Below are 13633 nucleotides of genomic sequence, written 5' to 3' on the forward strand. Positions count from 1 at the left end.
TTTCACGTCTATCCGGTGGCTGGCTGAGCGGTTCGGCTGGAGTTTGAAATCGGGGCCGTGGTCAACCTGGCGGCCCGGCTATCGCGCCGGGTGAGCGGGGTTCCACGGGCCCTCAAGGTGTCCTTCCCTGATCGTCGGGGTGGCTTTGTGCTGGTCAGGTCGGGGCCGGGAGTGCCTGGAGCCGGGTAATGGCTGCGACCAGTTGGCTGGCCCAGGGCCAGGACGCGGCGATGCGCAGGCGCAGGCGCCGACCACCACGGACCAGCCGGGCGGCAACGGCGAACAGGCGCAGCCTCAGGCGTTTGGGCTCATACCGGCGAGCGGAAGTGCCGTGTAGGGCGAGCATCTGCGTCCAGGCGAGGAGTTCACAGGCCAGCGCGACAATCTCCACCCAGATCTGGTTTTGAGTGAAGTCACGCAAGGGCAGGTTGCGTAGGCCGGTGTCCTTGGCGGCGCGGATGCGGTCCTCGCAGCGGGCGCGGCGACGGTGGCGTAACTCCAGGTCAGCGAGCTGACCGTGCCGGGTGTTGGTGATGAAACACGTGAAGCGGTGCCCGTCGATGTCGGTGAAGCGCAACTGCGCGCCCGGATGGGGCCGCTCCTTGCGCACGACGACCCGCATCCCCTTCGGCCAGGAGGAAAGGTCGAGCAGGCCGGTCAGCTCGGCGACCCAGGCACCAGCCCGGACCTTGCCGTCTGCGTCGTAGGCGGGTGTCCACGCATCGGGCGGCAAGGTGAGGATCGCCTGCTGGATGTCGTCGGTGAGGGTGAACCCGATGGAGTAGGCGAGCCGCCGTCCTGGGCGAGTGAGCCAGGTGAGGAACTCGTGGGTGCCGCCGCCGGAGTCTGTGCGGATCAGCACCTGGCGGCGGCGCTGTTTGGGGAGCTGCGCGAGTGCCAGCCGGGTGGCGTCGATGTGATCGAGTGCGGTGTTGGAACCGGCGTTGCCTGGCCGTAGCACGATGGCGAGGGGCTCACCGGCCCCGTCGGCGCCGTGGTCGGCGAAGACGGTCATCGGGTGGAAGCCGAAGGTCTTCTTCCAGGTCGGCGTGGCCTGGTCCTTGTCGGAGTGGGCGATGACGATGGTGGCGTCGATGTCGATGGGGATCAGCTCGCCGTCTGTGCCGGGCGCGTGCTGTCCGGCGAGGGTCCAGGCTTGCCGGCGGGCGACGGCACGTGCGGCGCGGATGGCTTTCAGCGCCCGGGCGGGGTCGGCAGCGAGCCGGTCGATCAGGCGGGAGACGGTCGGGTCGGAGGCTACATGGCCGAACAGTTCCGGCTGAGAGCGCAGTATCGCGATGTCGGCCAGGCAGTCCCCGCCGAGAGCCAGGCTGATGGCCAGGTCGGTGATGACCTTGCCGGGATCGTGGACGGCCCGTGGTGGCCGCCATCGCTCCAACTGGGCTGATAGGGCCTTGTTCAGGCCGGTGACCCGCAGTGTCTCCAGCAGGAGAAGCCCACCGGCTTGGGAGACGAGTCCCGCTCCATCGGCGGAGACCACGATCTTGCGTTGGGAACCGATAGTCTGCACGTGAAAAGTGCCTTCTGAATTGGCGCGGACAGGACTCTCGACAAGCCCGATCCTCCCAGTTCAGAGGCGCTTTTCTCATGTAAACGATCAACCTCGGAGAAATTCACCGCGAAAGCCCGAGGTTAGTTCGAGGAGATCCGGGTTGAAGGGCTTACGCCCGCCGCCACTGGGGTGGACGATCACGGCGTGCAGTGCTTCCCGGACATAGCTGCGCTTCGTGGATAGTGGTAGTCCGCCGTCTTCCTCCGGGAGGTACCAGCGCCGCCGGATCTCGGCCGCATCGGCGGTGGCTCGCTTCGTACGGCGTTGGACGGCTGCTGTGAAGCTCTGCGCCTCACCGCGCAGGCGTCCTATGCGCTGCTCCAGATCAGGAGCCAGCGAGAAGAACAGGTCGTTGCTGATGCGTCCGGACGCCCACTGTGTGCGCAGCTCTTCCAGACGGCCCTTGAGGTCCTCGTATTCGACCTGTCCCGGCCATTCGGCCGACTCGGGAGACGCCGCGAAGCTGGCTTCTTCGAGTTTTGCGAGCACGGCTTCCGAAACGAAAAGGTCTATCAGGTCACCGCGTCTGCCGATTCCGCCGCAACCGCCCTGTGTTTTTCCCGGGCATACGTAGATGTGCTGTTTGCAATCCTTCTGGCGACTGACCCGGAGGAGGCTGTTGCAGGTCTTTCCATCTGCCTGCTTCTTGCCGCATCGAAGCACGCCGGTCATCAGATAGCTGAACTCCCGGTGGTCCGGTGCGAGGATCTCGCCCACTCCCTTCCGGGTCACGCTCCGACCCTTCCTCGCCGCGAAGATCGCTTGGAGCGCCTGCCACTGCTCCGGCGTCAGGATCGGAGTCCATTGCCCCGTCACCGGCTCACCGGCGGAGTCTCGGACCAACTCGCCGTTGATCGCGCGCCAGCCGCACAGCCGGGGGTTCTTGAACGTGACCTTGAGAGATGTTGTGGTCCACTCGTTGCCGAGCGTGGTCACCACGCCCTCGCGCTGCCACTCGGCGACGATCGAGTACAGGGACCGCCCGCCGATGAAGTCTTCGGCGGCCTTGCGTAGTAGCGGGGCCTCCTTCGGGTCCAGGCTCAGCCGGTCATCCCGCCACCCGAACGGCCGCGTTCCTCCCACCGGCTTCCCGAGTTCGGCCCGCGACCGGTGGGACTGTCGCATTCGCCGTTGCATCTTGCGTACCTCCATCTTCGAGATCACGGCCCCGAACAGGCCCATGCTCTCGGTGTCCTCGCTGTAGAGGTCTTTCGGTCCACGAGCGTCGGAGAAGACGCGTCCGTCTCGGTAGGTGATCGATTCCACGAAGCGCTCGTAGTCGCCGGGACGGCGAGCCAGTCGGTCTTCGGCGACGATCACGACGCCCTGGACCTCCGCGCCGTCCGGTAATCGTCCCAGCCGGAGGGCTCGCAGCATGGCCTCAAAGTCGTCTCGCACGACGTCGGCTTTGGCCGCGGACTTGTCGTTGTCGGTGAACTCATGCACCACGACCCAGCCGTATCGGGCAGCGGTCTCGTGGTTGATCCGGTGCTGCGCCTGTACGCCGTGTTCGTCGCGCCGGGTGTCCGCAGAGATGCGAGCGTAGGAGACGACGGGGATGACCGGGCCGAGCTGAGCCATGAGCACCTCCTGAGAGGAATTATTGCCTCAGCCATACGACTACCACCAGCAGTACCTGGAGCGGAACCCCAACGGCTACTGCGGCATCGCAGGAACGGGCGTCGCATGCCCGATCGGTCTCACATCCGGCGAGGCGTAACGCGGCAGGAGGCCATAGTCACGGAGCTATGGCCTCCTGCCTTGACTACTGAATCCCGACGGTGCTGTCTAAAGAAGTCCGCGCTCTGCCGCCCACCGAGGAAGTTCGCTGCCGGTGCAAGGAAGACGCATTCCTGTTGATCTTAGGGCGTCTACATGGCCACAGATCTCCACAAGCGTCATTTTGCCGAGCCTGTGTAGTCGGGTCAGGAGCCACACTGTTCCATGCACGTTCAGACCCTGTGCTCGGCCCACTTTGGTCGCGTCGCGGTCGTCCGTAATGGCAACCAAGTCGTGGATTTCGGCGGCGGTGAAGACGCTGGCTTCGCCTAGATCATGTTCACCAGCGCCTAACAGGTTGACCTACTGTTCGAAGGAGATCAGCTCTTCATCGGTATCCTGCGGCAGGATGCTTAACCACTCCAGGTCGGCGATCGATCTCAGCGACGGATATTCGCTGCGGTATTTGTCGACCTCTCTTGCCACAATGTGCGTAGTGGACAGCGTGGAGACGCTGGCCCCAAGTACATCGATGCGGTCAGCTTTGGCGAAGTGATGAATGACCATGGCGTCGGCTACGAGCGGGGGCAACGGTTCACCCGGCCTAGCCATGGTCATGGAGCATCATCCTCTTCAAACCTAGGTGGCAGATCTGCCGCGCTCTCAAGCTGCCCGTGCATCAGCTCCAGCGCCCGCTTACTGGTGATCCGGCCCTGTCGGTAGGCCGTCATCACGGCGTGCGCGAAACTCGGAGGTACGCGGATGGCGTTGAGGTCTGGCTGAGGTATCCAACCTAGGGAATCTCTGAACTCTGCAAGAGTCGGTGGGTATGCTCGAAGACTTTTTTCTTCGGTTGAAGTTATCAGCTCGGCAGCCCGAGCTTGTCGTAGCGCGAGACTCCAGGAGGTCCGGTATCCGGCCGCGAGCCTTACAAGGGCCGATCGGCTCGATGCCTCCGCCTCACTAGCTCGGCGAACGGCCTCCACTGGCAGGAGGAGCTCTGCCGCAAAGGCATCTATCATCGCTTCCCGTTCCATCCGAGAAGCGCTGACTCCAACATCTGTTGAGTATTCGTCACCTAATATTAGGTGTCCGAGTTCGTGAGCCGCAGTACTGCGCCGCCGGCCAGGGTCACCATTCAGGCTCACCACCGCTGCCGCTACATTGCCGTCCACAGCCGAGGCTCCGTCTCCTGGGAGGTCGGTCACCAGGACGTATTGACCGCACCGTTCGCAGAGCTCAGCCAGGGATTCGATGGCAGCGGTTCCCAGACCGAGGTCGCTTCGGAGCCATCTGGCGGCCTCCGCAGCGGCAGAGAGCCCGTCGACCTTACTGGGGTACTGCTTAATCGGCTTCGGGTCGAGCATGTCCAGCGACATGAGCATCCGGATTTCGCGGATCCATGCGGCCAGTGCGCTATCGATGCGATAGGAGGCCTGGGTGGCGTCTGTCACTGTGTCCTCAGCCAAAGGCGTGCGGTGCGACATGACTGCTGGCGGTGCATTTAGGAAATGCCCGATGGGCATGTCAAGCGCACGGGCCAGTCGAGCGAGCTCCAGCGCATCGAGCCGCCTTGAACCAGCCTCGATCTTGCTGATCATGGTTCTGTCAAGATCGGTTTTCTCGGCAAGCTGCCCTTGCGACAGGCGCATGGCCAGTCGCGCTTCACGGACTCGCTCCCCGATCTCGTTCCAGTCGAGGGTGCTCATAGTGCGATAATCGCACACCCCAAGGTGGGCGGACAGGTGTCATGGGCATCCGGGGGATAACTTTGCTGAAGCGACGAGACAGGCGCACCATGCCCCGCATCCTTCTCGGAGACGTACGGAAGTCGAGGTTTGCGGGGAGCATGTGACGATGCCGAGTGCTGCGGACTGGGTTCCATGCCGGAGGATCAGTGTTCGTCCTCACCACTCTGCTGATTGGTGTCATCTCAACTCCGAGTGCATCCATGGGTTGCTGCCCAATACTGGAGGACGGTGCTGATGACATGCGCGGGCGTGCCCTCCCGCGACTTGGGATAGGTGGCCTCCTGTGGCGGCAGCCGACTACCGCTGGGCCGAGGATGATCTATTGCCGGGAGCGAACTCCTAACAGCGGTACCTGTTCAAGAACCCGAACGGCCACTGCGGCATTGGCGGCACCAACGTCAAGCCAGGTGACCCGTCCGAGTGGGTGCCTGCCAGGCGGGCCTGGTCCCGACCGGGGAGTAGCTTCACGGATCCCGCCGTACGGTTGACACTCAGCTCTTGGGCGTGAGCCGTCCTGCTATCCGGCCCGGTTCGGCAAGCGGGAGGCGTTCGAAGAGCGGTCAGGCCGAAGGGGTATGCCGTTGGGGGTGTACGGATGCTTCAAGGACGACGGCGTGAGCGCCTTCGGCGTCGATGAGGTGTTCTTCCACGGTAGGGCCGGTGATGGCCAGGTGGTGGCGGTGCAACCAGCCGAACAGCTCCTGTCCGGCGCGGACCACGTCTGTGGAAGGCGGAACGACGGCTCGCACGACGGCACGAGCGGGCAGGGTGAGTTGCTCGCCGTCGCGATCGCTGGTCACCGCCGCCGTGAACCCGCCGGTCGGCTGCCCGCGCAGCCAGGTCAGCAGGGTCGCCGGTGGTGCCGGGCACACGGCGGCGAGCTCGGATGGATGATCGAGGTGCAGTCGGCGTACGCGTAGACGGCGCGATCTCATCGTGGTCTGCTGGGGCAGGATCGACATCGGCGTGGCGAGGTGGTCCTCGGCATGAGCCGCAGTGGTGGCCAAAGCGGCGATGTCACGCTTGATGCCCGTCACGATCTCGGACAGGGCTTGTCGCAACTGCGCCTCGGGAGCATCCAGCAGATCGGCGATTTGGCGCAGCGGCAGGCCGAGGCGTTGCAAGCCACGGATGCGTTCCAGCCGTGACAGCTCGGCCACGCCGTACCAGCGATAGCCGGTGGCTCGGTCCACTGCGGCGGGAGCCAGCAGCCCGATCTTGTCGTAATGGCGCAAGGTCCGTTCGGATACGCCGACCATGTGCGCCAGTTGCCCGATCCGCCACACCTTGGCTCCTCTCCGCGGCATGTTGACTTTGTCCCTGCGGCAAGGTTCTACCGTCACCGTCCATGACCGATTCGACCCCTCGGACCCGGCTTACCGGTGTCCTGCTGTTGACCTCGTTAGTGGCCATGGTCGCCGGTGCGGCCATCGTGGTGCCATCGGGGTTGACCCTGAATTCGGCCGACCCTGCCGCCGCGCTGGCCGCGGTGGCTGAGCGGTTCGGGCTGCATCTGACCGAGCTGGCCTTTGACGTGCTGGGCTGGCTGGCACTGACCGCGGCCGGGCTCGTGATGTCCGCTCGCTCCGCCCAGGCACCCGGACCGCATCTGGTAACGCTGGCCGGCGGGCTGCTGGCCGCCGCCGGGCTGGCAGGCCTGCTTCATGACGCCGGGAACCTGGCGCTGACCCAGTTGGCCGCTGACCCCGCCGCCCCGGCGGTCGCCACCGTGGCCTGGGCGGTACTGCTCACCGCCAAGTGGGCGGTCAACCTGGCCGGACTGCTGTGGGCCGCCGCCACCGCCGCCGCAGCGGTCGGCGTCCCGATGTCCACCGGGCTCCGTATCGCCGGTGCGGTCGCCGCGATCTCAGGTTTGGCCGCGGTCGCGCTTCCGTGGACGACCGGGACCGATGGGCCGACGGTGGCGCTGGAACAGCTCGGGTACGCCCTCCACCTGCCGATCATGATCTGGTACGGGGCGCTGGGCTGGCGGTACCTGCGTAACCGGTGATCGGCGCCCGTGAACTTGTACGCCCTTTTGCCTGGGCGGCTCTGAGCGAAGGGCCAAGGGGGCCGCTGCGCTATCGGCGGGACGGGCGCCTCCTGCCCGGTCGGTCTGACGTCTGGAGAGGCGTGCCCTGCGGTAACTGATCGATCCTGGCCTTTGGTCGCCCGGCCCGTCCGGTGTCGCTCAAGGGCCAGAGCTGTCTCCAGCCAATCAGGATGTATATCAGAATACGTTCTGACTATGATTGAGATATGAGCGCGAGCCACGCAGAGTCGGTGACGTTCTCGGACTTGTCGAGGAACCCGCGAGCGGTCGCGGAGCGGGCGACACGTCTGGGGCGGGTACGTGTCACTCATCGGGATGCACCGGACTTCTATCTGACGGCTGCGGACCGCGAGGAGCAGCGAGATCGGACGCTCGCGACGGCGTCTCGCTTGTTCCTTGCGCTTCTCAAGCACGATCCGACGGCCAGGACGTTGGCTATCGCGATGCCTGAGGTTTTCCCCTGGGTCCGCCACCTCACCACGGACGAGCTACGGAACTTTACGTTCGAACTGGTCGAGGCTCTGTCTGACGCTGCAGAGCTGGACTTGGACAACAGGGCCGAAGAAGTGATCGTGGGCTGGCGGGCGACGGCTCGGATCAAGGCGGACCCAGCGGAGTACGCGGACGCGCGTAAGCCTACGAGCGGAGACTTCGGACCGGTTGAGGTCTCTGCATGAGTCCCAAACGCGGGGATCGTGTCACCGGTCCCCTCTTGACGATGAGTGGGACGTTCGCTTCGCCACCAGTGATGCGGCAAGGGGGTGGGAGGAACTGTGCAGGCACGCCCTGGCCAACGCACGGCGCTGTCTTGAAGCTTTGCGCACGGATCCACGTTCGCGCGCAGATCACGAGCGCCAGCATCGTCTCCGTGGCGACCTCGCGATTCACCGCCACAACGGCAAGGATCTCGAGCAGTGGGAGTTCGAGGTCACAAGTGGAGGTCGCGTCCGGTACGTCATCGACGACGGGATGCGTACCGTGTGGTTGATCTACGCTTCGCCCCGCCATCCGAAAGACACGGATACGTGATCCGTTGCTTGCCGATCTATCGCCCGAAGTGAACCGCTACCACCAGCAGTACCCCAACGGCTACTGCGGCATCGGAGGCACCGGCGTCAGCTGCCCCGTCGGCCTGACCGCCGGCGAAGCCTGATTCACGCAGGGCTATGCTTCGCTGCGGCATGGCCCCCGGTCAGGCCGAAACGGGCCTCGCTTTGCTCCGGTCGATGCGGTGGTGGTGCTCCGCCACACTCCACCAGGCCGGTTGTCATTGACGACCGCCTTCGGCAGTTGAGGCGCTTCGGCTATGCCCGATCACCGTCCGACTTTTCGGGTGAGACCGTACAGGCGGGCGCGTCCGGTAGCGAGCGAGCGCTATCACGGGGTGGCGTTGCCGGTGTCCCAGGCCCAGGCGGCGATGCCCACGCGGTTCCGGGCCCCGAGCTTGCGCTGGATGCCGGCGATGTGGTTTTTGACCGTACCGGGCGCGATGAACAGGGCGGCCGCGATCTCGGCGTTGGTGTGGCCCTGGGCGACCAGGCGAGTGATGTGGAGTTCGCGATCGGTGAGTCGCGTGGAGCCGACCCGGCCGGACGTGGGCGGCGGTGGCGTGGTGAAAGCGCGCAGGAGCCGTACGGTGATCTGCGGACTGATGAGGGTGTCGCCGGACATGGCTGCGCGGACTGCTTCGGCGAGGAGGGTGGGGCTGGAGCGTTTCAGCAGGAAGCCGCAGGCACCGTTGCGCAGTGCGGTATGGACGTAGTCATCGAGGTCGAAGGTGGTGACGACCACGACACGCATCGGCTCGGCCACCTGTGGCCCGGCGAGCAGGCGGGTCACCTCGAGACCGTCGATGCGGGGCATTCGGATGTCGGCGAGTACCACGTCCGGGCGCAGATGGCGGGCCTGTTCGACCGCGGTCGCCCCGCAGGCGGCCTCTGCGATGACGGTCATGTCCGGCTGGGCGTCAAGGATGATCCGGAATGCGCTGCGGATGTTCTCCTGATCGTCGGCCACCAGGACGCGGGTCGGCCTGCCGGTCATGCTGTCACCGGCCGGATGCCCCCGCCGTGGAGCGAGGCAGTCAGCGGCATAGTGGCGGCGACACGCCATCCGTGCGGAGCACACGGGCCGGCGGCAAGCTTGCCGCCGAGCGCTTCGACGCGTTCGGCCAGGCCGGCCAAGCCGAAACCGCCGCCGCGGACCGCAGTGCCGAGCACGTGCCCGGCGGGTGCGGGTCCGGTTCGAGCGTCGTCTGTCACGGTGACCTCCAGGGCGCCCCCGGTGAGATCGCCCACGATACGGGTGCGGCGGACGGTGACCTCCACCCGGTTCGCCGTCACCGCGTGGCGGCGCACGTTGGTCAGTGCCTCCACGACGATCCGGTACGCCGTGGCGGCCACTTCCCGGGGCACGCCGCCATTCGGGTCTTCTAGTCGTGCGTCAATGTCGAGGTGAACCACTGCGGTGCCGGAGTCGGAGAACCGATCGGCCAGACCTCGAAGGTCCACCAGCCCCGGGAGCGGCGTTCGGCCCCCCGACTCCCCGGCCGCGAGATCGTCCGCGTCATGCAGCATCCGCACGGTCCGGTCCATCGATGCCAGCGCCTGGAGCGCGGCCTGCTCGATGCGCTGGAACGCGGCCACCGCCTGCTGCGGGTCCTGTTCGGCGAGGATTCGGCCGGCCTGGGCTTGGGCGAGCATGCCGCTGACGTCGTGGGCGACGAAGTCGTGCAGGTCGCGGGCGAGCTGCGTGCGTTGCGCCTGGCGCGCCGCGCGTACGGAGCGGGCGCGGTGGTCGTCCAGGGAGCGCAGGTAGAGCCCGACCGTGGCCGCGAGTGCCGCCGATAGCCCCCAGACGGCGAATCCGGCCAGCGCCGCGAGGGTCGGAGGCCCCAGTCCGAACCGCAGCAGCAAGACCGGCGTGGCCACCCCCGCCAGTCCCGCGGCGATCAGCGCGTGGCGGACAGGCGCGGCACGTACCACCAGGATGACCAGGATGAGTAGGCTCGCGGATTCGCCGACCATCCAGCCGGTCGCAGAGGTTGCTGGCCTGTGTTCCCCGCCGAGCAGCAGGACCCCGGCGGTCGCGGCCAGCGAAACGACGCCCGCCCCGCCGGTGATCGCCGCGATCCGGCGGCCGTCGTACGGCCAGGCGGTGACTGTCCCGACCGCGGCCGCCATCGTCAATGACATCGGCAGCGTGGCCGACGGGCCGCACGCGGGCGCTGCGGCGATCCCGGTCAGCGCCACGAGGACGGCAGCGGCCGCACCGGCCCGCTCGCGCCACCGCCGGGCTCCGCTGAGTCGTGTGCGCATACCTCGAGCCTAGATATCCGGCCGTTCCACCCGCCTGTGCCGAACGGCACATTCACACGCCGAATCCGCCTTCGGCCATGCCGTTCGGCACATGGGCCGAATGCCCATGTTTCCTCGACGGTGGATCCAGGACGTGACCTTCCCAGGGCCGTTGACACGGGCCCGCCGCAGCCTGGGAGGCCTGAAGCCGACGGCGCGTCCGGACGTGATTCCCGAACGAGATCGTCAGGATGTGATGGGTAGATGCTCCACTGGTGGAGGTGCTGGCCGGCGTGGTCCGGATACGCCGCGGCCGCGTGGTCGCTGTCATACGGTGCGCTCGGGCTCTTCTGGGCGCTGGGCGGCGGCGGTTTTCCGTTCGCGTCCGTCGACGACGAGCATGTATCGGGTTCGATCCTGGAGGGCAGTCAGGCCGGGATCGTCGCGCCGGCCATGGCCGTCATCGGGCTGGTTGGCGCGATAGCCGCGCTGGCGATGGCCAGGGAATGGGGACGAGACGGTACCCGTACGGCACTGGCCGTCTTCGGCTGGGCCCTGGCCGGAACGCTCGCCCTGGTGATCCCTGACTACACCCTGCTCGCGCTGCTGGCCTTCGCCCCGCTGCTGCTGGTGTTCGCCTTCACCGGGGTGCCCGGACCGCAGGACGGCATCGGGGACATCCTGTACTGGCATCGGGTGAACCTGATCGTAGTCTTCGCCGGTGGCCTGCTGTGGGCCCTGGCGACCCTCGCCTACCAGAGGCGTACCAGGCAGGCGTGCGCGCATTGCGGCCGGCGCGGCGGTGTGACCGAGCGGTGGACCACGCCGGACGCGCTGCGCAGTTGGGGCCGGTGGGCCGTCTACGTGGCGTGCGCCGCCCCCATACCGTACGAGGTCACCAGAATCGCCTGGTATTTCGGAATCCCGCTCGGCATCCCCGAGGACTTCGCGCGAATGATGCGGGAGACGCCCGGCATGCTGGAGGTGGGACTTGGGTGCGCCATCGCGTCGATCTGCGGATGCATCCTCACTCACGGCCTCGTCCACCGGTGGGGCGAGGTATACCCGCGCTGGGTCTGGTTCAAGGCGGGCGAACGAGTCCCGTCGGCGCTCGCCGTGATCCCTGCGTCCATCGTGGCGGTCGTTCTGATACCCGCCGGGCTGATGAACGTCCGGATGGGCGTCGATCTCGCCATGTGGGGCACCAACGCGCCGAGCATGCTGTGGATCGTGTGGGGAGCCGCCCTTGGCGCCGCCGCCTGCGCCTACGGCCTGCGCCGACGCGGAACCTGTCGCTACTGCCAGGTGGCCGAGGACTACGACCGGCCTGTCCGCTCAGTGCATGAGCTGTAGCTCTACCACCAGCATCACTCCAGAGAGTGAGGGCAAGTGGGCCGAGAGATCCTGATAATGGGCGGATGTTCGCAGCGGGCCGGGTCGGTAGGGCGGTTGACGGGGCGCTTGCCGTGGGCGTGGTCCTGGCTACGGTTGGGCCGCTTCTACTGCCCGATCCCAAACCGTGGTGGATCATCGGGCTCGGGCTGCTGGCGTCGGTGCCGGTGTGGTGGCGTAGGCGGGCGCCGATGGTGGTAGCGGTGGTGGTCGGGACGGCGATGACGGTGATGGTGACGTGGGAGAAGCCGTTTCTGCCCTTTGGGCCGCTGCTGGCCGTCTACACGATCGCCGATCTGAGTCCCACCTGGAAGAGGCTGGCGGCGATTCCGGTGATCGTGGCGGCTGTGGGTTTCTCGCTGGTGCTGCCGGGGGAGAACGACGACACCTTCCGACTGGTGGGCACTGCCTTCGTGGCCGCCTACGCGCTGGGCACCAGTGTCAGGGCAAGTCGTTCGCGAACTGCTGAGCTGGCCGAGCGGGCGCGGCGGCGGGAGCAGGAGCACATCGCGGCGGCGGCCGAGGAGCGCACCCGGATCGCGCGCGACATGCACGACATCGTCACCCATTCCGTTGGCCTGATGGTGGTTCAGGCCGAAGCCGGGCCGGTGGTGCTCCGCAGCGACCCGGACAAGGCCGAGGCGGCTTTCGATGCCATCGCCGACACGGGAAGGGGTGCGCTGGCCGAGCTCAGGGAGGTGCTCGCCGCGCTGCGGACCCCGGGCGAAGGTGGCGGACCGGCGTGGGGCCATGCCGGCGAGCGCCTGCGCGAGTCGCTGTTTCAGCCGCGTCTGGCCAACCTCCCCGCGCTGCTCGAGCGCAGCGGTCTCGATGTGGCGAGCACGACCGTCGGCACCCCGCGCCCGGTCACCGAAAGCGTTGAGGCCGCCGTCTACCGCATCGTTCAGGAGGCGCTGACCAACGTGCGCAAGCACGCCGGTATGCGTGCCGTACGCCTCACTCTGACCTGGCGGGAGAGCCTGACGGTGGAGATCGCCGACGACGGGCGGGGGCCGGGTGAGGGCGGCGGGTACGGGTTGGCCGGGATGCGGGAACGGGCAGCGGCATGTGGCGGGACGCTTCGGGCCGGGGCGGGACGAAACGGGGGATTCGTAGTGAAAGCTGAATTTCCGCTTGAATAGCCCGCGTGTTACGGGTGCTCATCGCCGACGACCAGGACCTCTTCCGCGCGGGGTTCGGGCTGATCCTGGACGCGCAGCCGGACATGGAGGTGGTCGGCGAGGCCGCCGACGGCGAGGAGGCGATCGCCGAGGCCAGGCGGCTCCAGCCGGACGTGGTCCTGATGGACGTGCGCATGCCGGGCAAGAACGGCATCGAGGCGACCAGGGAGATCTGCGCCACCACCGCCGCCAAGGTGCTCGTGCTGACCATGTTCGACCTCGACGAGTACGTCTACGACGCGGTCCGGGCGGGGGCGAGCGGTTTCCTGCTGAAAGACATCCGGCGCGACGAACTCGCCCACGCCGTGCGTACCGTCGCCTCAGGCGAGGCCCTGCTCGCCCCGGCGGCGACCAGGAGACTGCTCGAGGACCTGGTGCGCAGGCCCGCCCACGGCGTCGCCCCCCGGCTGGCGGCCAGGCTGGACGCACTGACCGAACGCGAGCGCGAGACGCTGAAGCTGGTCGCGCGCGGCCTGTCGAACGCGGAGATCGCCGCCGCGCTCGTGGTCACCGAGCACACGGTCAAGACGCACGTCAGCCGCATGCTCACCAAGCTGGACCTGCGAGACCGGGTCCAGGCTGTGGTGCTCGCCTACGAGTCCGGGCTGGTGGTCGCCGGTGAGAGTGACAACAGAGATCGCACCCGCGACTGACGCGCCGGCAGGGTG

13 protein-coding genes and 2 pseudogenes are annotated in these 13633 nt (G+C 67.1%); 7 read left to right on the plus strand and 8 right to left on the minus strand.

Annotated features, from left to right (window positions below; genetic code table 11):
* Nucleotides 1-154: 154 nt before the first annotated feature.
* Nucleotides 155-1531: an IS1380 family transposase gene (locus tag AWQ70_RS23480; RefSeq protein WP_084516523.1), complete on the minus strand. Its 1377-nt coding sequence runs from the start codon at nucleotides 1529-1531 to the stop codon at nucleotides 155-157.
* 87 nt (nucleotides 1532-1618) lie between these two features.
* Complete coding sequence (locus AWQ70_RS23485) at nucleotides 1619-3154, minus strand: recombinase family protein (protein WP_067179673.1); 1536 nt, start codon at nucleotides 3152-3154, stop codon at nucleotides 1619-1621.
* 37 nt (nucleotides 3155-3191) lie between these two features.
* Between AWQ70_RS23485 and AWQ70_RS42615 the strand changes: the two are divergent.
* Nucleotides 3192-3293, plus strand: a pseudogene (locus AWQ70_RS42615) (peptide-methionine (S)-S-oxide reductase MsrA); the annotation flags it as partial.
* A 68-nt stretch (nucleotides 3294-3361) separates the two neighbouring features.
* Here the strand turns inward: AWQ70_RS42615 and AWQ70_RS42620 are convergent.
* The 4 genes from AWQ70_RS42620 to AWQ70_RS23495 form a co-directional block, all read right to left on the minus strand.
* Nucleotides 3362-3649 carry a PIN domain-containing protein gene (locus AWQ70_RS42620; RefSeq protein WP_505795653.1) on the minus strand — a complete coding sequence of 96 codons (288 nt, stop codon included), beginning with the start codon at nucleotides 3647-3649 and terminating at the stop codon, nucleotides 3362-3364.
* A 6-nt stretch (nucleotides 3650-3655) separates the two neighbouring features.
* Complete coding sequence (locus AWQ70_RS23490; RefSeq protein ID WP_067179676.1) at nucleotides 3656-3910, minus strand: hypothetical protein; 255 nt, start codon at nucleotides 3908-3910, stop codon at nucleotides 3656-3658.
* Complete coding sequence (locus AWQ70_RS37910) at nucleotides 3907-5001, minus strand: helix-turn-helix domain-containing protein (protein WP_245647116.1); 1095 nt, start codon at nucleotides 4999-5001, stop codon at nucleotides 3907-3909. The genes AWQ70_RS23490 and AWQ70_RS37910 overlap by 4 nt, the downstream gene beginning before the upstream one ends.
* Nucleotides 5002-5603: 602 nt before the next feature.
* Entirely contained in the window at nucleotides 5604-6329 is a 726-nt protein-coding gene (locus tag AWQ70_RS23495) for a MerR family transcriptional regulator (RefSeq protein WP_067179680.1), read from the minus strand.
* Nucleotides 6330-6391: 62 nt separating this feature from the next.
* Here AWQ70_RS23495 and AWQ70_RS23500 point away from each other — a divergent pair, with 62 nt between their 5' ends.
* The 3 genes and pseudogenes from AWQ70_RS23500 to AWQ70_RS42625 form a co-directional block, all read left to right on the plus strand.
* Entirely contained in the window at nucleotides 6392-7054 is a 663-nt protein-coding gene (locus AWQ70_RS23500) for a hypothetical protein (protein ID WP_067179684.1), read from the plus strand.
* A 248-nt stretch (nucleotides 7055-7302) separates the two neighbouring features.
* The gene (locus AWQ70_RS23505) at nucleotides 7303-7773 is read left to right on the plus strand and encodes a hypothetical protein (protein WP_067179687.1); all 471 of its coding nucleotides are present in this window, start codon (nucleotides 7303-7305) and stop codon (nucleotides 7771-7773) included.
* A gap of 389 nt (nucleotides 7774-8162) precedes the next feature.
* Nucleotides 8163-8249 (plus strand): annotated as a pseudogene (locus AWQ70_RS42625) (peptide-methionine (S)-S-oxide reductase MsrA); the annotation flags it as partial.
* A 224-nt stretch (nucleotides 8250-8473) separates the two neighbouring features.
* Here AWQ70_RS42625 and AWQ70_RS23510 read toward each other — a convergent pair.
* Entirely contained in the window at nucleotides 8474-9139 is a 666-nt protein-coding gene (locus AWQ70_RS23510) for a response regulator (RefSeq protein ID WP_067179690.1), read from the minus strand.
* Nucleotides 9136-10347 carry a sensor histidine kinase gene (locus AWQ70_RS23515; RefSeq protein ID WP_169808727.1) on the minus strand — a complete coding sequence of 404 codons (1212 nt, stop codon included), beginning with the start codon at nucleotides 10345-10347 and terminating at the stop codon, nucleotides 9136-9138. Before AWQ70_RS23515 ends, AWQ70_RS23510 begins: the two co-directional genes overlap by 4 nt.
* 309 nt (nucleotides 10348-10656) lie before the next feature.
* On the opposite strand from AWQ70_RS23515, the gene AWQ70_RS23520 reads away from it, so the two are divergent.
* From AWQ70_RS23520 to AWQ70_RS23530, 3 genes are all read left to right on the plus strand, one after another.
* Nucleotides 10657-11745: a hypothetical protein gene (locus AWQ70_RS23520; protein WP_067179695.1), complete on the plus strand. Its 1089-nt coding sequence runs from the start codon at nucleotides 10657-10659 to the stop codon at nucleotides 11743-11745.
* Nucleotides 11746-11810: 65 nt separating this feature from the next.
* On the plus strand, nucleotides 11811-12926 hold the full coding sequence (locus AWQ70_RS23525; protein ID WP_067179698.1) for a sensor histidine kinase: 1116 nt from the start codon (nucleotides 11811-11813) through the stop codon (nucleotides 12924-12926).
* 5 nt (nucleotides 12927-12931) lie between these two features.
* The gene (locus AWQ70_RS23530) at nucleotides 12932-13618 is read left to right on the plus strand and encodes a response regulator (RefSeq protein WP_067179702.1); all 687 of its coding nucleotides are present in this window, start codon (nucleotides 12932-12934) and stop codon (nucleotides 13616-13618) included.
* Nucleotides 13619-13633 lie beyond the last annotated feature (15 nt).

It is taken from the genome of Microtetraspora niveoalba (assembly GCF_001570405.1).
GTDB classification, from domain to species: domain Bacteria; phylum Actinomycetota; class Actinomycetes; order Streptosporangiales; family Streptosporangiaceae; genus Microtetraspora; species Microtetraspora niveoalba.

Coding starts and splice junctions, on each gene's coding strand:
- AWQ70_RS23485 (WP_067179673.1), bottom strand. CDS start 3,154: ATGGCTCAGCTCGGCCCGGTCATCCCCGTCGTCTCCTACGCTCGCATC.
- AWQ70_RS23490 (WP_067179676.1), bottom strand. CDS start 3,910: ATGACCATGGCTAGGCCGGGTGAACCGTTGCCCCCGCTCGTAGCCGAC.
- AWQ70_RS37910 (WP_245647116.1), bottom strand. CDS start 5,001: ATGAGCACCCTCGACTGGAACGAGATCGGGGAGCGAGTCCGTGAAGCG.
- AWQ70_RS23500 (WP_067179684.1), top strand. CDS start 6,392: ATGACCGATTCGACCCCTCGGACCCGGCTTACCGGTGTCCTGCTGTTG.
- AWQ70_RS23505 (WP_067179687.1), top strand. CDS start 7,303: ATGAGCGCGAGCCACGCAGAGTCGGTGACGTTCTCGGACTTGTCGAGG.
- AWQ70_RS23510 (WP_067179690.1), bottom strand. CDS start 9,139: ATGACCGGCAGGCCGACCCGCGTCCTGGTGGCCGACGATCAGGAGAAC.
- AWQ70_RS23520 (WP_067179695.1), top strand. CDS start 10,657: ATGCTCCACTGGTGGAGGTGCTGGCCGGCGTGGTCCGGATACGCCGCG.
- AWQ70_RS23525 (WP_067179698.1), top strand. CDS start 11,811: ATGTTCGCAGCGGGCCGGGTCGGTAGGGCGGTTGACGGGGCGCTTGCC.